Below are 26,003 nucleotides of genomic sequence, written 5' to 3' on the forward strand. Positions count from 1 at the left end.
CAACTACATTCATTTGTAATTGCCGTTTTTTTATTTTAATTCATACTTAATTCATCGTTTTATGCTTTATCAAAGTAAATAATTAGTCAAAATAATTCATCTTCCTGAAAAGACTGATTTAAAGCGATTAAAATCTATGGAACTATAAGCGAAAGAAATAATAAATTGGTGTACATTCTTAATATTTGCTTAATTTTGTAGTTAAAAAAAAACGGAACATGGATATTCATTTATATAAAGAAAGTCCCTTTACAACTATAATTTCATTTCATAAATTAATTGAAACGCTAGAAGAAATTGCTTTATCAAATGTTGATTACCGAGCCAACTACGCCACAGCCTTATTAAAACAAATAGAACCAATTCCTGAATTTAGAACTGGTATCCAGGATTTTTCGATTATTAAAAACAATGAAGCTTTAATTAAAAATTTATTAGCAGATTTGTTTCCGACTGCTTTAACTAATAATGAAATTAAAGCGGTTACGATTCCTTTTCAAAATATATCGTTTAATTATACAGATCGTTTCAAAAAAATCCTTCGCAATGCCGGAGATGAATTCTATATGGAAATTCGTGATTTCGACGATCATCAATTTTATATTAATAACTGTTGTCTAATTTTAGGCGTGTATTACAAACAAAAAATAGATTTCAACAAACCTTTTTTCTATGATATTCCGGATGAAGACGGGGTCGAAAAACACTATCGTATTCTATACAATGCAGATTTCATGGAAATTATTCCAAATGAAAACTCTCTTGATCTTACTCAGGATGATATTGATTTATTAATGGATAATTATGGAGATATTGAACTTTGGAAATCGAAATTCCCACCTGGAAGCTGGACTTTAAAAGGATTCGGAATTGTTTCTTTATTTGATGCAACGACTGAAAGTGCCATTTCTAATTTAAAAAGCAATTTACTCAAACCAGATGCTCAATCAGTGGCAACTGATGAAATAGTGACCAATATTTTTAAATCAATATTTAAAATTCCTGATCTAAAAGTAGGCTTTATCATCTATAATCCTGAAGAAGAAAAATTCATCAGACCCATAAAATTCGACAATCAGCTTCAGAGTTTCCTGCTTTCAAAAGATCAGGAAGTCGATTGCAAAAATGCTTTCTTCGGATGTTCATTTGAGAATTTATTAGATAATAAAGAACCTTTTATAATTTCTAACGTAAATAAATTCATTGAACAATCATCTAATAAAAAACTTGGCGAACATTTACTAAAACAAGGCATTCAGAGTTGTGTTTTTGCACCTGTTATCAAAGACGATCATTTATTAGGGATTGTTGAATTGGTTTCTAAAAATGTAATGGACTTAAATAGTGTCAACGCGACAAAACTCGAATTGGTACTTCCCTACTTAACAGATACAATCGATCGCTATAATACAGATATGCAGCATCAGATTGCATCTATTATTCAGCGTGAATACACGACAATTCATCCAAGTGTATATTGGAAATTCAAAAAAGAATCCCAAAATTATTTTCAGAATGCAAACCATACCAAAGATTATATTTTTAAAGAAATAGTCTTTAAAAATGTGTATCCTTTATATGGCCAAATCGACATCAAAGGCTCTTCTGAACATAGAAACGAAACGGTTAAAAAAGATCTTAAAAATCAATTAACAGCTCTATTAAAGATTTTCGAATCTCAGGATCCTAATACGAACTTAGTACTTCTGGAGCAAAGAAAATTTGAATTGGAATCTTTTCGAAATGATTTAGATTCTCCTTTAAAAGCAGATACAGAACAGTATATTCAACGTTATATCGAAGAAGAGATTCATCCTCTTTTAAAGAACACACCCGAAACTCAAAAGAGTAAAAAACTAGAGCGTCAGTATTTTGAAAGTCTTGACGAAAAAAGCGGCTTATTTTATCAGGAAAGAAAGAAATTTGATAATGCAATGTCTATTATCAATAAAAGACTGGCGACTATTTTAGATAAAAAGCAAATCGAAGCACAACAAATTTATCCACACTATTATGAGCGTTTTAAAACCGATGGTGTTGAGCATAATTTATATATAGGAGCCTCTATTGCGCCTACAAAACCTTTTGATATCATGTATTTGCACAACTTGCGTTTGTGGCAATTGCAGACTTTATGCGAAATGGAACTGGAGCATCATCAACTTAAGGAATCTTTGCCGTATGAGTTGGATGTAACTTCATTGATTTTGGTATTTAGTGCTGCGCTTTCGATCCGTTTTAGAATGGACGAAAAACGTTTTGATGTTGACGGAACTTATAATGCCCGATATGAAGTGGTAAAAAAACGTATTGACAAATCGAATATTAAAGGCACAAAAGAGCGTATTACAGAAAAAGAAAAGATTACGATTGTCTACTCTCAAAATAGCGAAGAGGCAGAATATCTAAAATACATCAAATATCTGCAGCACAAAAAAATCCTTGAACCATCAATTGAACAATTTGAGGTTGAAGATCTTCAGGGTGTTTCAGGCTTGAGGGCCATTCGTGTAAAAGTGATTAACAACAATACAAATCCGGTAAAACAAAAAATTACTTATCAGGACTTATTAGATGAGCTTAACTAATTATAGTTAAGCTTATTGAATAGTTTTAAATGCGATTACAAAAGCAACAACCGTCACAATGATTCCAATCATGAAAAAGTTGTAAGCAATACGCAATAAATTATATTTACGCTGTAGCACTAATCCCAGATAATATAAATCCTTGATCATGGTTGAGTATAAATAATCCCGATCTTTCATCATTTCATTCATTGCCCAGTCATACTCTTCTAAAGGCATTTTGTAGAAATTCCCAAAAAATAATAAATTTATCTTTTTAGCCTCGATATCTTCTCGGGTAAAAACTCCCGTCGTAACTTTTGGTCTTGTCGAAAGAATCGCAAAGATGATAGTAACGACACTAGAAATTAACATTATAAATGTTGGGATCACCAAATGCGCATTCTTCGGACTGTCTAATTTTGGAATAATAGATGAAAGTGCGATCGAAATAATAATTGCATTTACAGACAATAAAATATTCGCTTTACTATCAGCAATTCCGCTTAATCGCGTATGATTTCCCAGAGTAACACGAAACAAAGTATCTACGCCACGATCCGGTTTCTCTATTTTATCTTTCTTTTTATTTTCGTCTTCGATTTTATCTGCCGCTTTCTTTTGTTGCTTTTCAATTTTCTTTTGCACAAGTAGTAAGTTTTTCTCTTTTAAAGGTTGCCATTTTCTCAAGGCATAATCAGTATAGAACCGATGTTTGTTCATTAAAAAGTTTAAATTTTCTTTCGCCCATTCTGAATTCGAAAAATTTAAGTTCCAGGTATTTTTTAATTCAATACGCAATAACTCACAAGTAGTTGCATATTCATTTCCCATAAGGTGCGCAAAATCAGCATCTTTAATTATTTTTTCTAAATGAGTTTTTGGAATATACTCTTTTACCGTGGCCATAATTAAACTGGAAACGGTTGCAATAAACTCATCAGATTGCTCTTTTTCTTTCAAAAAAGCTGTTGCAATTTTCACACTTTCTTCTTCATGATTTTCATAACCTTCTACATATCCGGTGTCATGAAACCAAGCCGCAACAAGAAGCTTTTCTTTATCATTTTCTTTAACATCTTCTTTTTTACAGAGCTCTTTTACGGCATTTACTACCGATAAAGTATGGTTAAAATTATGATAAGAATATAAATTAGAAAGTTTATCTTTGAGTAAATTACTGACGAAATCTTCGGATTGTTCTATTAAATTCATAGAGAATATTTTTACACCACTAAATTATGAAATTGTTTTTGGATAATCATTTTATTACTAAAATTAAAAACTGTTCTTTAGCAATAGTTACATTATTACTTGCCTATTCCTGTGCGACGCATAAAGCACAATACGGGAAAAATGTGAGCGCTAACGAGACAGAAAACGCAACTGATACTATAAAAATTGCCCATACTCTTTATTTAGTTGGCGATGCAGGAAATGCAGATGAACTTCAAGCACAGCAAACACTTGAATTGTTGCATAAAAAATTAAAAAAAGCGAGCAAAAAATCGACTTTGATATTTTTAGGAGATAATATATATCCTAAAGGTTTTCCTGCTAATGATGATGCTTCAGAGAAGGCTTTGGCAGAAACAAAATTGACAAACCAATTAAAATTAACAGAAGGTTATCGAGGAAAAACAATCGTTATTCCCGGAAATCACGATTGGTATAACGGTATCAAAGGTCTTGAACGCCAGGCTGATTTTGTAACGAAATACCTAAATGATAAAAAATCATTCCTGCCAAGAAAAAGTTGTGCTATAGAAGATGTCAAAATCGACAGCACCACTACCATAATTACAGTTGATAGTGAGTGGTTTCTGGAAGACTGGGATAATCATCCTACAATTAATGACAATTGCGACATTAAAACCAGAGAAGATTTTTTTGATGAATTAGAAAGTCTTTTAAATAAAAATCAGGAAAAAACAGTTATTCTTGCTATTCATCATCCTTTGATGAGTAACGGAACTCATGGCGGACAATTCTCATTAGAGAAACAATTGTTTCCGTTAGAACAAAAAATACCATTACCCATAATTGGCTCTTTTATCAATTTATTGAGAAAAACATCCGGAGTAAGTCCGCAGGATATTCAGAACAAGCAATACACTATATATGCCAAGAGAATTAAAACGCTTTTGCAAAAGCAGAAAAATGTAATCGTCGTTTCCGGACACGATCACAATCTGCAATATGTTAACAAGGAAAACATTAAGCAAATTATTAGTGGTGCAGGATCAAAATCTGAAGCTGCCAGAGCTATAAATCCTACTGAATTCTCTTATGGAGGAAATGGTTATGCAACATTGACTTTATTTAAAAGCGGTGATGCAAAAGTGTCTTTCTACGGAAATGAAAACAACAAAGAAAAGCTGCTTTTTGAGCATGAAATCATTAAGGCAAAAGAAATTAATTGGGCTGCAAAAGTCGATAATAAATTCCCTGCAACGGTTACCACTTCAATCTATTCTGAAAAAATGACCCAGAAAAGTATTTTTCATAAATTCTTATTCGGAAATCATTACAGAAAATATTACAGCTTACCAATTGAAGCCAAAGTTGCAACCGTAGACACATTAATGGGTGGTTTGAAGCCTATTCGTGAAGGCGGAGGACATCAGTCAGTTTCTTTACGAATGTCAGATCCTAAAGGCAGAGAATATGTAATGCGTGCATTGAAAAAAAGTGCAACCGTATTTTTACAATCTGTTGCATTTAAAGATCAATATGTTGTTAACGATTTTGAAGATACATATGCCGAAAATTTCCTTTTGGATTTTTACACCACTTCTCATCCTTATACTCCTTTTGTGATAGGGAATCTGGCTGATCATTTAGGAATTTCCCACACAAATCCCATTCTATATTATATTCCGAAACAAAATGGCTTAAAAGAGTTTAATTCGAATTTTGGAGATGAATTATATATGGTTGAAGAAAGACCGGCTGATAATCATCTGGATGCGAAAAATTTTGGCAACCCGACTAATATTATTAGTACCGGTGATATGATGAAGAATCTTCATAAAGACGAGAAATACTCGGTTGATGAAAAAGAATATATAAAAGCACGTTTATTTGATATGCTTATTGGCGACTGGGACAGACACGATGATCAGTGGCGTTGGGGTGAATATAAAAAAGAGGGAAAGGTAGTTTACAAACCTATCCCGCGTGATCGTGATCAGGCTTTTTCAAAATATGACGGAACTTTGCTTTCGTTGTTAATGAACATTCCTGCGCTTCGCCATATGCGTAGTTTCAAAAAAGAAATCGATAATGTAAAATGGCTTAACAGGGAACCATATCCAATGGATTTGGCTTTCCTGAAAACTGCCGAAGAAAAAGACTGGATTGCCCAGGCGAAATATATTCAGGAAAACTTATCAGACAGTGATATCGATAATGCATTTAAAAGCCTTCCAAAAGAAGTTCAGGATGAAACGATTGAAGATATCAAACGAAAATTAAAAAACAGAAAAAAGGAACTTCAAAAATATGCTTCGAAATATTTTGATGTTTTGAGTCGTACTGTAATGCTTGCGGGAACAGATAAAAAAGATAAATTCATAATTAATCATGATGCTCATAAAAGTATCGAAATCAAAGCATACCGAATTAAAAAAGACGGTGATGAATTGGTATACACTAAAAAAGTGACTGATGCCAAAACTAAAAATTTATGGATTTATGGTTTAGATGACAATGATGTATTTGAGGTTGTTGGGAATCATAAATCAAAAATTAAAATTCGTTTAATTGGTGGTCAGAACAATGATACTTACAACATTGAAAACGGAAAAAGAGTTATTGTCTATGATTTTAAATCAAAACAAAACACTTATAATCTTGACGCTAAGACTAAAACAGAATTGACTGATGATTATGATGTGAATTTATACAATTACGAAAAACCAAAGTATAATGTGATATCAGGATTACCAAACATTGGTTATAATCCTGACGATGGTGTAAAAATGGGTGTAAATTTAAATTATACCGTTAACAATTTCAAACAGAATCCCTATACACAAAGACACGTTTTAAACGCATTCTATTATTTTGCAACAGGAGGTCTTGAATTTAATTATGCTGCACATTTCCCGGGATTATTGGGTAAATGGGTTATTGATGTTGACTCTCAATATACAACTCCAAATTTTGCAATAAATTATTTTGGATATGGAAACGAAACGGTAAATAATACTGATGCCTTTGGGATGGATTATAACCGTGTTCGTATTCAGAAATTTAATGTTTCAGGAGCGATCAGGCATGTTGGCAGATACGGAAGCGAATTTAGCTTTCAGCCTATGTTACAACAAATGAGGGTCGAAGAAACTAAGGACAGGTTTATTGACGCACCAAATATTATAAACCCAAATGTTTTTGACAGTCAGGTATATGGTGGGGCAAAAATTAAATATTCGTTTAAAAATGCTGACTTTGCTGCAAAACCTACATTAGGAATGGCTTTTATGGTTTCCGCAGCCTGGATGGCGAATTTAAGTGATTCTAAACAAAACTTTCCAACTATAGAAAGCTACTTAGGTTTTACGCATAAAATCGACCATAACGGCAAATTAGTACTGGCTTCTATCGTAAAAGGAAAAGCTATTTTAAATAATAACTATGAGTTTTACCAAGGGGCAACTTTAGGCGGCGATACTGATTTACGTGGTTATAGAAATGAACGCTTTTTAGGAAGTTCGTATTTTTCTCAAAGTACGGATTTACGACTGAGCATTGGTAAAATACAAAAAACAATTGCGCCTTTGACTTACGGAATCCTTGGTGGTTTTGACTATGGAAGAATATGGCTTGATGGTGAAAGTTCCAGAAAATGGCACCAGGATTATGGTGGCGGACTTTGGATTAATGCTATCAATGTTCTGACAGCAAGAATATCTTATTTTAAATCTCCTGACGAAGAAGGCAGGGTGATTTTTGGAGCTGCATATAGCTTTTAGTAACGTACTGAGGTGCTAAGCTGTTAAGCTTCTAAGTATTTTTTTAGCTTAGGGTAAAAGCAGCAAAGATTTTAGCCACGAATTTCACTAATATATAATTTATGGAGATTCGTGAAATTCGTGCCAAACTTTTTTATTCTTAATTTGTTTTGTCAGTTGAAACTTCTTTTTGTAAAGCTTAATGACTAGAAGCTTAGCAACTCAGAACCTTAAATTACTTTAATTTAAACTCGTAAACGTTCCCTCCTACTTTTTTTGTTTTTTCGTCGGCGATCAGTAATGTATTGTTGTCTTTAAAAACAACTGCTTCTTTTTGCGAATAGTGATTTAGTTTTATTTCTGTTTGAGTTCCTTTGTGAAACAAATCATCTTTGAAACCAGTAAATAAAACAATCTTATCATGACTTAATAAAACTACTTTTTTTCCATCAGGACTAATTGTTGCTCCGGTTAACACACAATGACTGTAATTATCACAGGTTTTAAATTCACCAATTTTAGTCGCTTTTTGAGTTCCTGCAGCATTTAATATTTTATAAACAAAAGCTGTTCCGTCAAAATCTTTGCTTCGGTTTTTAGTAAAAAGGTAAAAATAATTTCCATGTTCAAAAAAACCTTCAACATCAAAGAACATTTCTTTTTTCTTTGGCGGAAATTCAGTTTGTTCCGGATATGAGAAAGAAATTTTATATTCGGCCACAGCAAGATCTTTATTCAATTGGTCTTTATTCACTTTATAAATACACAAATCTTTGCGTTCATTATCATTGTTTCCAAAATCTCCAATATAGATATTGCCGCTTTTATCTTTTGTAATATCCTCCCAATCTACATTTGTAGCGTTAGAAATGGTGATAGTTTTAGCCAATTTACCTTCTGAATTAATAGCGTAGATTGCATTTTTATTTCCACTGTCTTCTAAAGTATAAATTAAATTTGTCTCTGGAAAATAGGTAATTCCAGAAACCTCCTTTAATTTTTTAGGAAGCGCATAAAGTGTCTTAAAATCAGTATTTGATTGTTGCTGACAAGCCAGTAAAGCAATAGAAACCCCAAGTAAAAAAAACTTTTTCATAATATTATTTTTATTTTCAATCATATAATATAATTTAAAAACATTACGTTGATATGAACTTATTTAACTTATATGGTTAATAATTTTAAATCAAATTTGTGTTTTTAAAGTTGCGCGTGATAAACTCAAACGCTGCATACATAATATGCCCCATTGATTTGGCATTTTTAAACTTCATATCATTTGTATAACGGTACAATTCCATTTTTAGTTGATTCAAATGCTCTTCGGTCGAAATAGTATCGTGACACATTATATTCAATAGTTTTTTGATTCTGTTTTCTGCAGAATGAATACGTTTAGCAAGAATTGCTCTTTCTTCGTCTTTGTATTGAATAATAGATCGGTCTTCTAATTTTTCTTTGATCAGTTGTATCATAGGATAATTTTCCTTGAAAAACTGGGGACGATAAACTTTAAAATTCCCTTCGTAACATTGTTGGTCAAAATCAATTGGACGAATTTTATAAACTACCTGATCAAAATCGTGAATTGGCACAATCACATAATTATAAGCTCGCATATCGCCCAAAAGTCTGATCATACAACGTTCATTAAACTTCACGAACTCTTTTGCAATCTGGGATTTTTCAGTCTCGGTGCAATTATGCAACAAAGTGTCCATAAAAACATCACCCGGAATCCCTATAATATGTTCCTCGATTAAAGTGTCTTTGTAGACCAAGAAGTTAATTTTATCAGGCGAAAGAATATCCTCTAATTCCAGTCCGTAAATTCTCGAGGCATCAGCTTTTTTAATATAGAAATGAACATAATTATCATTGAGAATATTTCGAACTTTAATTCTAAAAGGTTTTGAGTTTCCAAAAGTGCAATAATCAATCGCATCAACATTCAGGAACTGGATGATCTCGCTATTTCCGTCAGAATGCAAAAGCGAATAGATTTTTTTCAGATTTAAGTCAATTTCGCTTCTTTCGAATTCATTATAATAAACCCTAATCCACAAAGTATCCGTTTCATTTTTATCATATACATTTACAGAACCTGAAAATCGCAATAAATCATCATAGAAGACAGACACTTTCGAAATGCGCTCGTATCTTTCTAAATAACTTAAAAGCGATGGTATTAAGGGATAAGATGGTTTTTTTAAAACCATTAAAGGTTCACTCATTTTGAATATCTTTATTACAAATTTACATTAAATAAAATTTAGCGTAACAATATACAGACTGAATCGTCATACTAAAAACTAAAACTGAAATAAATTTGGAAACCATACTTACTATTGAGAATCTTCATAAAAGATACGGGCGAATTCAAGCCTTAAAAAATGTTTCTTTTGAAATACAAAAAGGCCGCGTTTATGGCATTTTAGGACCAAACGGAAGCGGTAAATCGACCACGTTAGGGATTGTTTTAAATGTTGTAAACCGTACATCAGGAAGTTACAGCTGGTTTGGAGGAAAAGTTCAGACTCACGAAGCCCTAAAAAAAGTTGGGGCTATTATAGAAAGACCTAACTTTTACCCGTACATGACTGCCGAAGAAAACCTGAAATTGGTTTGTAAAATAAAAAGTATCAATTATGCTAAAATCAACGAAAAACTTGATTTAGTAGGTTTAACCGAAAGAAAAGAGAGCAAATTCAGCACTTTTTCTTTAGGAATGAAACAACGTCTTGCGATTGCATCAGCCCTTTTAAACGATCCCGAAATTTTGATTTTAGACGAACCTACAAATGGTTTAGACCCTCAGGGAATTCATCAGATTCGTGATATCATCAAAAAAATAGCTTCGCAGGGAACTACAATCTTACTTGCTTCGCATTTATTAGATGAAGTCGAAAAAGTTTGCTCGCATGTAATTGTTTTACGAAAAGGCGAAATTCTTTACTCAGGTTCAGTAGATGCCATGTCTGCAAACGAAGGCTTTTTTGAAGTTATGGCAGATGATAATACTACACTAAAAAGTATCCTGATAACACACGCAGCAATAGACAGAATTGCAGAAGAAGACGGGAAAATTTTGGTTTATTTAAAATCAGATTTATCAGCATCAGAACTCAATCAGTTTTTATTTTCTAAGAATATTACATTAAATCATTTAGTAAAACGTAAAAACAGTTTAGAAGCTCAATTTTTAGAATTAACCAAAAACACCACTACCAAAAACTAACTAAGCCATGAACAGACTTCTCTCTATAGAATTACAAAAAATCTGGAAAAACAAAGCCAGCCGTGTCCTTACTTTAACTTATTTCATATTACTTTCGTTCATTGCATTAATTGCTTCAATAAAGTTTGATATAGGACCAATTCATATCGACCCATCCGAAATGGGAATTTTTAATTTTCCGTTTATCTGGCATTTTACTACTTATTTTGCAGCAGTGCTTAAATTTTTTCTGGCCATAGTTATTGTATCCATGATGGCCAATGAATATAGCTACGGTACTTTGAAACAAAATCTAATTGATGGCTTAAGCAAAAAAGAATTTATTTTATCTAAATTTCTAACTGTTGTCCTTTTTTCTTTAGTCTCTACTGTTTTCGTTTTTATTATGAGTTTAATCCTCGGATTGTGTTTTTCATCCTATAATGAATTTGGCATAATTTTCAGTGATTTGGACTACCTGTTGGCTTTTTTCGTAAAATTATTAGGATTCTTTTCTTTTTGCCTTTTTCTGGGAATTTTAGTCAAAAGATCTGCATTTGCACTTGGTTTTTTATTAGTCTGGGTATTTATCGAATCAATAATAAAAGGTCTTTTAGTTTTTAAAATCTTCCCAAATAGCAATACAGGCTCGTATATCACACAATTTCTTCCTTTAGAGGCAATGTCAAACTTAATTGTTGAACCTATTTCAAGATTACAATTGATAAAAACCATTGGCACACAAATGGGCGTTGAAAATACTAAAGATTATAGTGTACATTATTTCTCGATTTTAATCGTTTTGGTCTGGACATTTTTATTCATTTACTTTTCTTACAAACTATTAAAAAATAGAGATTTATAGTATATTTGCTACGCTATGAATTATTTTAAAGTTTTTTCCTTTGTTTTGTTTTTCTGCTGTTCATCCGTAAAGATGAATGCGCAAAATATTACCGTAGATGATACAAGAACTCCCCAACAGCTTATTGAGAATACTTTAGTAAACAGCTCTTGTGCTGCTGTTTCAAACTCAACAGGCAACGGAGATACATTTAGGCCAGGGAAGCAAAGTTTTGCTTATTTTAATAGAAATGGAAGCAGTTTTCCTTTTGAGGAAGGCGTAGTATTACTAACGTCAACAAGTCAAAGTGCGGTTGGACCATTTGTTAGCAATGCTAACGACGGTCAGGATGACAATACTGGATGGGGACGTGATAGCGATCTGGACGATATACTGGGAATCACTTCTGTAAATACTACAGTTTTAGAATTTGATTTTATAGCTTACACAAGTTCCCTGAGTTTCAATTATATTTTTGCTTCAAATGAATATCAATATAATTATCCTTGCGACTATTCTGATGGATTTGCTTTTTTAATCAAAGAAACCGGAACTACTGATCTTTACAAAAATTTAGCCGTATTACCCAATACAAATACCCCCGTTTCTTCTGTAAATATTCGCCCAAAAATTGAACCTGGAGTAAGACCGGGCGGCATTGCTTACACAGGCTGCGAGGCTTCAAACCTAAATTATTTTAATGGAACAAATGGCAGTACAAGTCCGGTAAATTACGCTGGGCAAACTGTAGTTATGACCGCAGAAGGCACAGTGGTTGCAGGAAAAACATATCATGTAAAATTGGTAATTGGTGATGCTACGATTAAGTTGCAAAATTCAGCTATTTTTCTTGAAGCCGGGAGTTTTGCTTCAAAAATTGTACTTGGAGGAGATCGTACCATAGCTACTAATAATCCTGCATGTTTTGGAGAAAAGATTATTTTAGACAGCAAACTAACAGCTGCTGATTATAATTTTAAATGGTCAAAAAAAAGTGATCCTACAGTTACTTTGGGTACAAATTCAACTTTTGAGGTTACAGATGCCGGAAATTACATAGTAGAAGCCACTGTAAAAGGCACAACATGTATATTATCCGGGCAAATTAAAATTGAGTATGCTCCCGAAATTCTATCAACTAATACGACCTTACTACAATGTGATGCTGATACAGACGGAATTACAGTTTTTAATTTAACAAAAGTTGACAATATCGTCAAGAATAATGTAGCAGAGAACCTTAATAAAGGATATTATGAATCATTAATTGATGCTCAGGCAAAAACAAATCTAATAGGAACACCTCAGAATTATACAAATAAAATTCCTGACCAAATTCTTTTCGCCAGAATTGAAAACCAATACGGCTGTTTTAAAATTGCCGAAGTAAAATTACAAGTTCCCACCACAGCAATTCCGGATCAAAATCCAATTGCGACTTGCGACGGAGATGACAAACAAGATGGTTTTTATCAATTTGATTTTAGTGCAGAAGTTACTCCACAAATTTCAGCAGGTTTACCCGGAGGATTAGTTTTTAATTATTACTTAAATACTAATGACGCATTAAATGATATGAATGTTCTACCAAACATCTTTAAAAATACCGTTGCTTTTAACCAAATTATTTATGCTAAAGCCACGAACGGAGCCGATTGTTTTGATATTACTCCAATTACTCTTGTTGTAAATACTTTTGATCCTCCAAGTTTTCAGGATGAATCAATATATTTATGTAAAGGAGAAAATACAACACTAACTGTTGCTACAGGTTTTACCAGTTATTTATGGAGTACAGGAAGTACTGCCAATTTCATCACCGTAAATTCTGCCGGTGATTATTCCGTAGTTGTAACAGATGTAAACGGTTGTGAAAAAACGAAAAAATTTAAAGTAACTTTATCTGAACCTGCTTTAATAACCGAAACTGTTGTTAAAGATTTTTCAGGGGTTGATAACTCCGTTTTAATAAAATATACCGGAAGCGGTAATTACGAATTTTCTTTAGATGGAAATGTTTTTCAGGATGATCCGTTGTTCACTAACGTAAAACCGGGAATCTATAATGCAATTGCGAGAGATAAAAATGGTTGTGGATTGTCTAATTCACTTATTACTTATGTTCTGGACTATCCAAGGTTTTTTACTCCAAACGGAGATGGCTATAATGATTTATGGCTTATCACAAACATAGATAAGCTTCCTGATTATAAAATCTATATTTTTGATCGTTATGGCAAATTTTTAAAACAGATGGATCAAAATAGCAGTGGCTGGAATGGTCTTTATAATGGCCAGCAGTTACCCGCAGACGATTATTGGTTTACTTTAGAATTTGTAGACGGCAAGACTGTGAAAGGACATTTTAGTTTAAAAAGATAATTTTTTTGATTTTAAAAAATATTGATTCTGCAAAATATTAAGAATTGAAATAAACATTTTTTTACAAATAACTAAAAATAACTGATTTATCTTATATTTACATCTTACTTAACAAGATGGGACCATTTAAATTATCATTTTTTTTATTTTTTATTTCAATACATTTTTACGCACAAAATGATTGCACTGATGCAATTACTGTCTGCGGAAATTCAGGGTTTCAGGGTTTATCTGTTAGTGGATACGGGAATGTTAATGAGTTTTCTTTTTCAAACAGTTGCATGCAACGTGAAAATAATAGCATTTGGCTAAAACTTTCTATTAAAACCGCAGGAACTTTAGGGTTTATTCTAAAACCGGACAGCACAAATCTAAATGAAGATTTTGATTTTATAATCTTTGGACCCAATGCAACATGCAACGCTCTTGGCAATGTATTGAGATGCTCAAGCACAAATCCGTTAGAGGCACAACTTAGTAATAATTACACCGGAATGACCGGCACAGCTACAGATATCTCTCAAGGTCCGGGACAAAATGGGAACGGCTATGTTAAGTGGATAAATGTTAATCCCGGCGAATCTTATTTTCTTGTCATTGACAGACCAATAGGAACCAGTAATTTTTCACTGGACTGGCTCGGAACAGCAACTTTTAATACTCCTCCGGATCTGAATGTCTTAAATCATACTGCTCTTAACATGGAAGACGCAGATATCAGCGGGACTGAAAATCAATCGTTAACTTTTGATTTAACGAAGAACAACGCTACAATAATTGGAGGACAATCTGATGTCAAAGTAACTTTTCATTTATCTTCTAATGATGCCATAACAAATTTAAACCCTATTGCAAATCCAACGCAATATAAAAACATTCAGAATACGCAGATCATTTTTACCCGAATTACGAACACTATAACTAATTGTTACAATTGGACATCTTTTACTATTAAAGTTAGCGACAAGGTTATTTTCCCGAAAAACAAATACGAAACCTGTGATGAGAATGATGCAAATGGTAAAGATGGAAAAACAAAAATAGATTTAAACAAAGTTACGGCTGCCATTTTTGATAATAAAAATGTATCTAACCTGACCATTAATTATTATTTCTCAGAAAATGATGCAAAAAACAATACTAATCCAATATTAAATAATTTTATAAATAATATCCCTTTTGAACAATCGCTCTTTATCGCAGCCTTTAGCGAGAAACTAAGCCGTTCTATACAAGAAATTAAATTAATTATAAATCCTCTTCCTGACATTATAAATTACACATTGGTACAATGTGAAACAGGAATATCCCCAAAAGGTTTGTCTCTTTTTAATTTAAATGAAGCTAATTCGGCTTTTAATACGAGTCCGGATGTTACAACAACTTATCATATAAGTAATGAAGATGCTTTAGACAATAAAAATCCTTTAAACGCCACGTATACAAATATCAGTAATCCGCAAACAATATTTGCACGCAATACAAATCAAAATACTACTTGCGCCACCATTAATAATTTGACATTGAAGGTGAATGCAATTTCAGAAACAGTATACAGCTTAGATCCTGCTTGTGACGATGATGGCACTGAAGACGGATTATACAGTTTCGATTTAACAAAATCAAACATACCAATTCCGGCCAGCCAAACTTTAAAATATTACTCAAACGAGAATGATGCCTTATTAGAACTTAAGCCAATTCAAAATCCTGCATCTTATCACAATGAAACTCCCTATAATCAAGATGTATTCGCCCGAATTGAAGAAGGAAATGATTGTTATGCAATCAGCAAAATTAGATTAGAAGTAAACAGACTTCCTAATCTTAAAACAAATACGACTACAAATGTATGCGAAGATAACCCGGCATATTCTACAATTTTAGAAGCAGGATTATTAGATAGCACTACTTCGTCCAGTGATTTTACTTACCAATGGAAAAAAGATGGTGTAGAAATACCAAACAAAATTACTTCAAGTTTAGAAGTAAATAAAACCGGCATTTATGAAGTGACGGTAAGAAACAAATCAAACTGCACAAAAACAAGGACTACTGAAGTTACTGCATCAAATCTTGCAAAAATTCTAAGTATTGATATTGAAGATTTAATGATGGGCGATTCTAATAAAATAACTATAAATATTGTTGGAAAAGGAGATTACGTATACAGTCTTGACACACCAAATGGTCCTTATCAAGAGTCAAACGTTTTCGAAAATATAACTTCAGGTATTCATGAAGTTTACGTAAATGATAAAAAAAATTGTGGTACAACAAATAAGATAGTTGCCGTCATTGGTGCTCCAAAATTTTTTACGCCAAATAACGATGGTTATAATGATTACTGGAATATTAGCGGACTTACTGCTACAAATAAAAATGCCACTATTTATATTTATGACCGCTTCGGGAAATTATTAAAACAAATTCGTCCGTTAGATCCAGGATGGGACGGGCTATTTACCGGAAATCCTCTTCCGGCAGATGATTATTGGTATACATTAAAACTAGAAGATAACCGGGAAGTAAAAGGTCATTTTAGTTTAAAAAGATAATCGCTATAAAATTCTAAATATTTAATAACAGATTCTCGAATATCAGTACGGGATCAAAAAAAATCCCAAACTCCTTAATTGGAATTTGGGATTTTTATATTGAAATTTAAATTTATTAGAATTTAAATCTTTTTCTATCAGTTTCTGTCAAATAGATTTTTCTCAAACGAATAGACTTTGGTGTAACCTCTACATATTCATCTTTTTGAATATACTCTAAAGCTTCTTCAAGAGAGAAAATAATTGGTGGGATGATTCTTGCTTTTTCATCATTTCCAGAAGAACGAACGTTAGATTGTTTTTTCTCTTTAGTTACGTTTACACACATATCATCGGCACGAGAGTTTTCTCCAATTACCTGACCTTCGTAAATTTCAGCATTTGGTTCAACAAAAAACTTACCACGATCTTGTAATTTATCGATAGAATAAGGAATCGCTTTTCCTTTTTCCATAGAGATCAATGAACCTTTGTTACGTCCAGAAATTTCTCCTTTGTATGGCTCATATCCTATAAAACGGTGTGCCATAATAGCCTCACCTGCTGTTGCAGTAAGTAATTGATTACGCAATCCAATAATTCCACGAGATGGAATATTAAATTTCACAATCATACGTTCCCCTTTAGTTTCCATAGAAAGCATTTCTCCTTTACGCAATGTAACGAATTCAACTGCTCTTCCTGAAAGATTTTCTGGCAAATCGATTGTCAATTCTTCAATTGGCTCACATTTTTTACCATCAATTTCTTTGATGATAACTTGTGGCTGACCAATTTGTAACTCATACCCTTCTCTTCTCATTGTTTCAATAAGAACAGATAAGTGAAGTACTCCACGACCAAAAACCATGAATTTATCAGCAGAATCAGTTTCACCTAACTTCATAGCTAAGTTTTTCTCTAATTCTTTTGTCAATCTTTCTCTAATATGACGAGAAGTTACAAATTTACCCTCTTTACCAAAGAATGGTGAATCGTTGATTGTAAACAACATACTCATTGTAGGCTCATCAATTGCGATAGTTTGTAAAGCTTCAGGATTTTCAGAATCGGCGATTGTATCTCCAATTTCAAAACCTTCAACTCCAATAATAGCACAAATATCTCCAGCGATTACTTCTTGTACTTTTTTACGGCCTAAACCTTCAAAAGTATGTAATTCTTTAATACGTGATTTTATAACTTTACCATCTCTTTTTACCAAAGAAATTGGCATACCTTCTGTCAATACACCTCTTTCAAGACGACCAATAGCGATACGACCTGTAAATGCAGAGAAATCTAAAGATGTAATCAACATTTGTGGTGTTCCTTCAGATACTTTAGGAGCCGGTACGTTTTTGATAACCATATCCAATAATGCTTCAACATTATCAGTTACGTTTTCCCAATGATCAGACATCCAGTTGTTTTTAGCAGAACCATAAACAGTTGGAAAATCTAATTGCTCTTCTGAAGCACCTAATTCAAACATTAAGTCAAAAACTTTCTCATGAACTTCTTCAGGAGTACAGTTTTCCTTATCAACTTTATTGATAACTACACAAGGCTTAAGACCTAAATCAATAGCTTTTTGTAATACAAAACGCGTTTGTGGCATTGGACCTTCAAAAGCATCAACTAGCAAACATACACCATCGGCCATGTTTAATACACGTTCTACTTCTCCTCCAAAATCGGCGTGACCAGGAGTATCGATAATATTGATTTTTGTTCCTTTATATTGAACTGATACGTTTTTTGAAGTAATAGTAATACCTCTCTCACGCTCTAAATCGTTATTATCAAGAATTAAATCACCTGTGTTTTCGTTGTCACGAAATAACTGACAGTGATACATAATTTTATCAACCAAAGTGGTTTTACCGTGATCGACGTGGGCAATAATTGCAATATTTCTAATAGATTCCATCTGAGATTTTTAATGGGTGCAAAGGTACACTTTATTTTGATATAAAAAACGTTTCTGCGATAGTTTGCGTCTAGACAAGTAATTAGTTCATCAAAACAACGTAAATTTTACCATCGAAATGAACTTTCCTTATTGTTTAATTATAGTTAATTTAACTATATTTGAGTAATGAAAAGTAAAACTCTCCAAATTACTCTAGTTTACGTTATCATATCGCTAATTGTGGCTATAATCTGCCATAAAATACTTACTACCTACTTTTCTAAGATAGAATACTTTTATTTATTTGTTATAAAAGACGTCCTTTTTATACTCATTACAGGATTAATTTTCAGATACATACTATCGAAAAATGAAAAGAAAAACATCTCTATTTTCGAAAAATTAAAAAAAACAAATGAAGAGATCAAAGAATCGAACGAAAAATATGACATTGTTGCAAAAGCGACTAGCGACACTATTTGGGATTGGAAAATTCAGGAAGACAGTATTAATTGGAACAAAGGAATCGAAAGCGTATTTGGATATAATCCCGCAGATGTAGGAAACACATCAAAATGGTGGTTTGATAAAATTCATCCTGAAGACAGTATCAGAATGTCTATCAAATTATATTCATTTATTGAACAAAAAACTGAAAAATGGCAGGATCAGTATCGCTTTAGATGTGTTGACGGAAGCTATAAATACGTACTTGACCGGGGGTTTTTATTGAAAGATGAAAACGGAAGAGCCATTAGAATGATTGGAGCAATCCAGGACATTACCAAACAAAAAGAAGAAGAACAACGATTAAAACTTCTGGAAACTGTAATCACACAATCTAAAGATTCTATTCTAATTACAGAAGCGAATTCAACAGATCGTAAAATCCCTAAAATAGTATATGTAAATCCCGCTTTTTCACAAATGTCCGGATATCTCTCTCATGAAATAATTGGGAAATCTCCAAATATTTTCAAAGGACCAAAATCAGACTCAGAAGAATTAAAAAAACTATTAAGAGCAATAAAGAATAAAGAAGAATGCTTAATAGAAACCATTAGTTATACCAAGAAAAAAGAAGAATATTGGGTTCGATTTTCAATGATCCCCATTTTTAATAATGAAGGATCAATTTCGCACTGGATTTCTATACAGCGAGACATAACAGATGAAAAAAAATTAGAAACAGAAAAAGAACATCTTATCAGGGAACTAACCCAAAACAACAAGGATTTAAAACAGTTCTCCTATATAACATCACACAACCTGAGAGCGCCTTTATCCAATTTAATCGGACTATTAAATTTAATAGAAGATATTCCTGTTGAAGATCCGGAACTTCAGGAAATCCTTGCCGGCTTTACCAAATCAACACATTTATTAAACGAAACCATAAATGATCTGGTAAAAGTCATCATCATCAAAGACAATCCTTCTATGCAAAAAGAAGAAGTTTCTTTAAAAGAAGTTTTTGAGAATGTCTTTAGCCAATTGTCTTTCCAGATAGAATTACACAAACCGATAATTAAATTAAATTTCGAAAAAGTTCCACTGCTAAACACAAACAAGGCTTACATCGAAAGCATCTTACTTAACCTACTGACTAACTCCTTAAAATACAAATCGGAAAACAGGAAATTAAAGATATCGATTACCGCCGAACAAATAGATCACAAAGCTATCTTAACTTTTAAAGATAACGGAATTGGAATTGATCTGGACAGGAATCGAGACAAAGTTTTTGGCCTCTATCAACGATTTCACAATTATCCTGACAGCAAAGGACTAGGCTTATACCTTGTAAAATCACAAGTAGAAACTATGGGAGGAACAATAACCATTGAAAGCGAAGTCAATAAAGGCACAACATTCACAATAACATTCAAAAATTAATTCACATGCTCGAGCAAATTTTATGCATTGATGACGACCCAATCACGCTCATGTTATGCAAAAAAGTAATTTCGAAATCATCATTCTCTAAAGAAATCATCACTGCTCAAAATGGTGAAGAAGCACTGATGCATTTCAACACTTTAAAATACACCAATATTAAAAACAAAGTAAACAAAAAACCAGAATTGATCTTCTTAGACCTGAACATGCCAGTCATGGGTGGCTGGGAATTTTTAGACCACTTTACGTCTCCTGCTTACGCAGAATTCAACACTGCGAATGTCATTGTATTATCTTCTACTATTGACCCTGAAGATTTAGCCAAAGCAAAAAAATACCCTATTATCATAGACTTCCTCTCAAAGCCTGTTACTCTGCCAATGCTTGAATACCTTAAAAAGAAAATAGGAATTTAAAAACAAACCCATTGCAAACTAAACAACAATAGAAGGTCACTTAAATAAAAATCCAACATTACAATAAAACCGAAACAAATCAAGCAGGAATTGAAATGGATTAAAACAAACGCTTCAGCAGAATCTTTTAATGCCAAAGTAAAAGCATTTAGAAGTCAATTTAGAGGAGTACGAAAAGTAGATTTTTTCTTATTCAGATTATGCAATCTTTTTGCGTAATCCCCAACTTTTGCGTTTGATCCCATTTAACATAGACACTTTGGGATTTTCATTTTTATTCAAACAAAAAAAAGTCCTCTAAAGAGGACTTTTTTTATATATTTAGGAAATTGTAATTAATTACAATTTAGCAACATGTTTAGTTAATTTAGACTTCAAGTTAGAAGCTTTATTATCATGAATGATGTTCTTTTTAGCTAATTTATCTACCATAGAGATTACAGTTGATAATTTTGAAGCTGCATCAGATTTATCAGTAGCTAATCTTAATGCTTTAATAGCGTTACGAGTAGTTTTGTGTTGGTATCTGTTAAGAACTCTTCTTTTTTCGTTACTTCTGATTCTTTTTAATGCTGACTTATGATTTGCCATTTTTTTTAATTTTTAGATGTAATAATTATTATAAATACTAGTTAAAAAAGAAAAACCTCCCACAATTGAAAAACAATCACTTTGGTTTTAACTAATAAAACAAAAATCGAGACACCAACTTTTATTTTACAAAACTTATTTACAACTAATTGTAGTAGTCTGTAAGGGAATCGAACCCCTGTTACCAGGACGAAAGCCTGGAGTCCTAACCCCTAGACGAACAGACCAGTATCCTCTAAGTTTTCTCCAATTTTAATAAATTGAAATTTTGTAGCCCGTAGCGGAATCGAACCGCTCTTACATGGATGAAAACCATGCGTCCTAACCGATAGACGAACGGGCCATTTTAATTCTCAGTATTTCAAGAAAAAATTCGCAGTAAAAGTAGTAGCCCGTAGCGGAATCGAACCGCTCTTACATGGATGAAAACCATGCGTCCTAACCGATAGACGAACGGGCCTGCTTCTCTAATGCGGATGCAAAAATACAACTATTTTTAAGATGTACAATACCTGATGCAAAAAAAATTAAAAAAAATTAATACGCCTTAGCAAACAACACTCTTTTTGAAGAAGGATTACCAGTAAACACACAGGTTCCCGCCTCTTCTACAGCATCTAATGGGATACAACGAATCGTTGCTTTTGTCAAGTCTTTTATTTTTTCTTCAGTAGCGGCTGTACCATCCCAATGAGCAGATACAAACCCTCCTTTACCATCTAAAACTTCTTTAAATTCCTCAAAGCTATTTACTTCCGTGATATGAGTATCACGATAATTTAATGCTTTATTAAATAAATCAGTTTGTATTTGCTCAAGCAAGTCATTTATATAAGTAACGATTCCTTCGCCGGAAACAGTTTCTTTTGTCAATGTATCACGTCTGGCAACTTCAAAAGTTCCGTTTTCTAAATCTTTTGGACCAACAGCAATTCTTACAGGAACACCTTTTAATTCCCATTCAGCAAACTTGAATCCTGGTTTTTGAGTTGTTCTGTCATCATATTTAACTGAAATTTTCAACTTTTTAAGCTTAGCAGTTAAGTCATTTACTGCCGTTGTAATCTCTGCTATTTGCTCATCTGTTTTATAAATAGGCACAATAACAACTTGTATAGGTGCCAAATTAGGAGGCAGCACTAATCCCTGATCGTCAGAGTGCGTCATCACCAAAGCTCCCATTAAACGAGTAGAAACTCCCCATGAGGTTCCCCACACGTGTTCTTGTTTCCCTTCGGCATTTGCAAATTTCACATCAAAAGCTTTTGCAAAGTTCTGACCTAAAAAGTGAGATGTTCCTGCCTGTAATGCTTTTCCGTCCTGCATTAATGCTTCAATACAATAGGTTTCATCGGCACCGGCAAAACGCTCCGTTTCAGTTTTTATACCTTTAACAACCGGAATAGCCATAAAGTCCTGAGCAAAATCAGCATATACATTCATCATCTTTTCAGATTCTTCTAGTGCTTCTGCCTTTGTAGCATGTGCTGTATGCCCTTCCTGCCATAAAAACTCAGCAGTTCTTAAAAACAAACGCGTACGCATTTCCCAACGAACAACATTTGCCCATTGATTAATCAATAAAGGCAAATCTCTGTACGATTGTACCCATCCTTTATATGTAGACCAAATAATTGCTTCACTGGTAGGACGAACAATAAGCTCCTCTTCTAACTTCGCATTTGGGTCAACCATTAATTTTCCAGGTCTGTCCGGATCATTTTTTAATCTATAATGTGTTACGATAGCACACTCTTTTGCAAATCCTTCTGCATTTTTTTCTTCCGCCTCAAACATGCTCTTAGGCACAAATAAAGGGAAGTACGCATTTTGATGTCCTGTTTCTTTAAACATTCGGTCTAACTCAGCCTGCATTTTTTCCCAAATAGCATATCCGTACGGCTTAATAACCATACATCCTCTAACGCCTGAATTTTCAGCTAGATCTGCTTTTACAACCAGCTCGTTATACCATTTTGAATAATCTTCTGATCTTGTAGTGAGGTTCTTACTCATATTGAATAGTTTGGCACAAATTTTGTTTTAATAATTTTAACTAAATAGTTTGACAAAACTAACTATTTTTGTAATGTGCAACAATAAAAAACTCCACAGATATGAAAACTTATACAACTCTCCGCCAAAACTCAAGTCATTTTTACTTAATTGGATTATTGAGTTTTCTACTAGCATCATGTGGTTCTTACCAAAATACTTCTTATCATGACAATGATGGAGTATACGGCGGCTCACCAAGAACCTATGCTCAAACAACTACCACAAATACAAATAATCAATATAAGGATTACTTTAGATCATTGCAAGATGACAATCAGTCAACTGAAATTTTTACAGATGTAGATAATTATGGTAATTATTCTGACAGCGATAGTATACAATCAGTCGCAAATGCTTACCCAGCCTGGGGAAGCGCCAATTCAGACGTTTCTGTAAATATTTATTCTGACCCTACATGGTCAATGGGATTCGGACTTGGATTTGGATATCCTTATTACGGATGGGGTTACGGAGGAGGATGGGGTTATCCTAACTACTGGGGACCTGGATGGGGCTACCCGGGATGGGGTTATCCTGGATATTGGGGACCTGGCTACAATAGATACAACAATTACTCATATAGCTACGGAAGAAGAGGATCTGCATCTTATTACGGAGACAGAAACTATGCTTCTAACAGAGGAGGTTACACCAACAGAAGCTTTACAACGAACAGAAGCTATACTACCAGAAATTCTAATTCTGACAGAAACTACAATTCAAATAGAAACTATACAACCAACAGACAAAGTGGTTATACAGATTTCAGAAGAAGTTCTGGCACAAATGGAAGAACCTATGATTCTTCAAACCCTAATTTTACAAACAGAAGAAGTTCGTCAACTCAAGGACAAAACAACAGCTACGACTATTCTAACAGAAGATCAAGTAGTTCTACTTCAACCAGAAATTACAATAGCAGCAACGGCAATGCTCCATCAAGAAGCTACTCTCCTAGCCCATCACGTTCTATGAATAGTGGCGGCGGAAGCATGAGATCATCTGGCGGCGGTGGCGGTGGCGGAAGATCTTACGGTGGAGGTGGAGGCGGAAGAAGATAATCCCTTCTTTCACTTTTCACTTATACAAAAAAAATAAACTAAAAACTTATCCAAATGAAAAAAATATTATTCCTATTTATTACAGGATTAACTGCCAGCGTCTCACACTCGCAAGAAGTTTCAGACGCTCTTCGTTACTCACAAGACAACCTAACGGGAACAGCAAGATTCAGAGCAATGAGTGGCGCATTTGGAGCAGTTGGCGGAGACTTATCGTCTCTGAGTGTCAATCCTGCAGGATCTGCTATTTTCACAAACAACCAGACAGGAATAACTTTTAGTAATCAGAGCATTAAAAACAACTCAAACTATTTTGGCACTCAAACTAGTGATAAAGAAAATACATTTCTTCTAAATCAAGCAGGAGCTGTTTTTGTTTTTCATGATCATAACCCGAATAATAACTGGAAGAAAATTTCTATTGGAGTAAATTACGAAAACACGAACAATTTCAATAATAGTGTTTTTTCTGCAGGAACAAACCCGACGAACTCCATTGATAAATATTTCTTAGCCTACGCCAACGGAGTACCTTTAGGAGATATAAAACGCTTAGACTATAGAGATATGTCCTACACGCAACAGCAAGCCTTTTTTGGCGGAGAAGGCTATGTAATCAATCCCGTTACAGCCGATAACAACAACACCCAATATACTAGTAACGTACCAGCAGGAGGTAATTATTACCAGGAAAACAACATTTACACGAGCGGATACAACAGTAAATTAAGCTTTAATATTGCAACCTCATATAAAGACAGAATTTATTTTGGAGCGAATTTAAATGTACACATCACTGATTACAGAAGATCAAGTAGTTTTTACGAACAGAACAGCAATCCACTGCAACCAAACGAAACTATATCTGATTTAGAATTCAACAACAATCTTTACACATACGGAAATGGCTTCTCTTTTCAACTTGGTGCCATCGCAAAAGTTACAGACTCATTCAGACTTGGTTTAGCATATGAATCTAATACTTGGTACGACCTATACGATGAAGTTTCTCAGAGCCTCTATACTACTACGCAAGCTTTGGGCGGACAACCAATAAACAACACGGTTAACCCAAAAATTATAAACGTTTACGATTCTTATACTCTGCAAACTCCCGGAAAAACAACTTTTAGTGCAGCTTATGTATTTGGAAAATCCGGTTTAATTAGTGTTGATTACGCTATTAAAGATTACGGAAACGCTAAATACAAACCAACAAACGATGCCGGATTTAGAGGTGTAAACAATGACATCAGCAATCAATTAACAAACGCGGGCGAATTGAGAGTTGGTGCTGAATACAAGATAAAACAATTAAGCCTTCGCGGGGGATATCGTTTTGAAGGAAGCCCATATAAAAACGGAACTACAATTGGAGATTTAAACAGCTACTCAGGAGGTCTGGGCTATAACTTTGGAGGGACTAAACTAGATTTAGCTTACTCGTATTTAGAAAGAAAATCGAATCAGGGCTTTTTTGCCAAAGGATTTACAGATGGCGCTAACATTACATCGAAACTAAATAATGTTTCTTTGACTTTATTATTTGAATTGTAATTAA

General features: G+C 33.4%; 16 protein-coding genes and 3 tRNA genes. 10 read left to right on the forward strand and 9 right to left on the reverse strand.

Translation table 11 applies throughout. The annotated features are described in order from the left end of the window. Positions 1–218 precede the first annotated feature (218 nt). Positions 219–2,588 carry a GAF domain-containing protein gene (locus tag QLQ94_RS23630; protein WP_271334347.1) on the forward strand — a complete coding sequence of 790 codons (2,370 nt, stop codon included), beginning with the start codon at positions 219–221 and terminating at the stop codon, positions 2,586–2,588. A 12-nt stretch (positions 2,589–2,600) separates the two neighbouring features. Here QLQ94_RS23630 and QLQ94_RS23635 read toward each other — a convergent pair whose 3' ends face one another. Next, the gene (locus QLQ94_RS23635; RefSeq protein ID WP_271334348.1) at positions 2,601–3,782 is read right to left on the reverse strand and encodes a Pycsar system effector family protein; all 1,182 of its coding nucleotides are present in this window, start codon (positions 3,780–3,782) and stop codon (positions 2,601–2,603) included. A 26-nt stretch (positions 3,783–3,808) separates the two neighbouring features. Here QLQ94_RS23635 and QLQ94_RS23640 point away from each other — a divergent pair, with 26 nt between their 5' ends. Then, entirely contained in the window at positions 3,809–7,543 is a 3,735-nt protein-coding gene (locus QLQ94_RS23640; RefSeq protein ID WP_271334349.1) for a metallophosphoesterase, read from the forward strand. Between the two features lie 214 nt (positions 7,544–7,757). On the opposite strand, the gene QLQ94_RS23645 is transcribed toward QLQ94_RS23640, so the two are convergent. Both QLQ94_RS23645 and QLQ94_RS23650 read right to left on the reverse strand, forming a co-directional pair. Further along, positions 7,758–8,618 (reverse strand): SdiA-regulated/phytase-like domain-containing protein, encoded by an 861-nt coding sequence (locus QLQ94_RS23645; protein WP_271334350.1) that lies wholly within the window; start codon positions 8,616–8,618, stop codon positions 7,758–7,760. An 85-nt stretch (positions 8,619–8,703) separates the two neighbouring features. Further along, a complete protein-coding gene (locus QLQ94_RS23650; protein ID WP_271334351.1) occupies positions 8,704–9,756 on the reverse strand; it encodes a hypothetical protein in 1,053 nt (350 codons plus the stop codon). Positions 9,757–9,851: 95 nt separating this feature from the next. On the opposite strand from QLQ94_RS23650, the gene QLQ94_RS23655 reads away from it, so the two are divergent. From QLQ94_RS23655 to QLQ94_RS23670, 4 genes are all read left to right on the forward strand, one after another. After that, on the forward strand, positions 9,852–10,760 hold the full coding sequence (locus tag QLQ94_RS23655) for an ABC transporter ATP-binding protein (RefSeq protein WP_271334352.1): 909 nt from the start codon (positions 9,852–9,854) through the stop codon (positions 10,758–10,760). A gap of 7 nt (positions 10,761–10,767) precedes the next feature. Beyond that, positions 10,768–11,604 carry an ABC transporter permease gene (locus QLQ94_RS23660; protein WP_271334353.1) on the forward strand — a complete coding sequence of 279 codons (837 nt, stop codon included), beginning with the start codon at positions 10,768–10,770 and terminating at the stop codon, positions 11,602–11,604. Positions 11,605–11,676: 72 nt separating this feature from the next. Further along, positions 11,677–13,965 (forward strand): T9SS type B sorting domain-containing protein, encoded by a 2,289-nt coding sequence (locus tag QLQ94_RS23665; protein WP_271334354.1) that lies wholly within the window; start codon positions 11,677–11,679, stop codon positions 13,963–13,965. A 116-nt stretch (positions 13,966–14,081) separates the two neighbouring features. Continuing rightward, a complete protein-coding gene (locus QLQ94_RS23670; RefSeq protein WP_482498711.1) occupies positions 14,082–16,523 on the forward strand; it encodes a T9SS type B sorting domain-containing protein in 2,442 nt (813 codons plus the stop codon). Positions 16,524–16,638: 115 nt separating this feature from the next. Here QLQ94_RS23670 and typA read toward each other — a convergent pair whose 3' ends face one another. Continuing rightward, positions 16,639–18,435, reverse strand: a complete 1,797-nt coding sequence (gene typA / locus QLQ94_RS23675; RefSeq protein WP_271334356.1) for a translational GTPase TypA — start codon at positions 18,433–18,435, stop codon at positions 16,639–16,641. Between the two features lie 168 nt (positions 18,436–18,603). Here typA and QLQ94_RS23680 point away from each other — a divergent pair, with 168 nt between their 5' ends. Both QLQ94_RS23680 and QLQ94_RS23685 read left to right on the forward strand, forming a co-directional pair. Then, the gene (locus QLQ94_RS23680; RefSeq protein ID WP_271334357.1) at positions 18,604–20,313 is read left to right on the forward strand and encodes a PAS domain-containing sensor histidine kinase; all 1,710 of its coding nucleotides are present in this window, start codon (positions 18,604–18,606) and stop codon (positions 20,311–20,313) included. Between the two features lie 5 nt (positions 20,314–20,318). Further along, a complete protein-coding gene (locus QLQ94_RS23685; protein ID WP_271334358.1) occupies positions 20,319–20,732 on the forward strand; it encodes a response regulator in 414 nt (137 codons plus the stop codon). A gap of 339 nt (positions 20,733–21,071) precedes the next feature. On the opposite strand, the gene rpsT is transcribed toward QLQ94_RS23685, so the two are convergent. The 5 genes from rpsT to proS all read right to left on the reverse strand — a co-directional run bounded on the left by rpsT (position 21,072) and on the right by proS (position 23,339). Further along, on the reverse strand, positions 21,072–21,323 hold the full coding sequence (rpsT, locus tag QLQ94_RS23690) for a 30S ribosomal protein S20 (RefSeq protein ID WP_271334360.1): 252 nt from the start codon (positions 21,321–21,323) through the stop codon (positions 21,072–21,074). A gap of 155 nt (positions 21,324–21,478) precedes the next feature. After that, positions 21,479–21,550: transfer RNA gene (locus QLQ94_RS23695), tRNA-Glu, on the reverse strand. A 44-nt stretch (positions 21,551–21,594) separates the two neighbouring features. Further along, a tRNA-Glu gene (locus tag QLQ94_RS23700) sits at positions 21,595–21,666 on the reverse strand. A gap of 45 nt (positions 21,667–21,711) precedes the next feature. After that, positions 21,712–21,783 (reverse strand) — tRNA-Glu (locus tag QLQ94_RS23705). A 77-nt stretch (positions 21,784–21,860) separates the two neighbouring features. Beyond that, positions 21,861–23,339 (reverse strand): proline--tRNA ligase, encoded by a 1,479-nt coding sequence (proS, locus tag QLQ94_RS23710; protein WP_482498714.1) that lies wholly within the window; start codon positions 23,337–23,339, stop codon positions 21,861–21,863. Between the two features lie 101 nt (positions 23,340–23,440). On the opposite strand from proS, the gene QLQ94_RS23715 reads away from it, so the two are divergent. Continuing rightward, complete coding sequence (locus QLQ94_RS23715) at positions 23,441–24,442, forward strand: hypothetical protein (RefSeq protein ID WP_271334362.1); 1,002 nt, start codon at positions 23,441–23,443, stop codon at positions 24,440–24,442. Positions 24,443–24,496: 54 nt separating this feature from the next. After that, on the forward strand, positions 24,497–25,999 hold the full coding sequence (locus QLQ94_RS23720; protein ID WP_271334363.1) for an OmpP1/FadL family transporter: 1,503 nt from the start codon (positions 24,497–24,499) through the stop codon (positions 25,997–25,999). Positions 26,000–26,003: the final 4 nt, after the last annotated feature.

The sequence above is a fragment of the Flavobacterium sp. B114r genome (genome assembly GCF_056824125.1).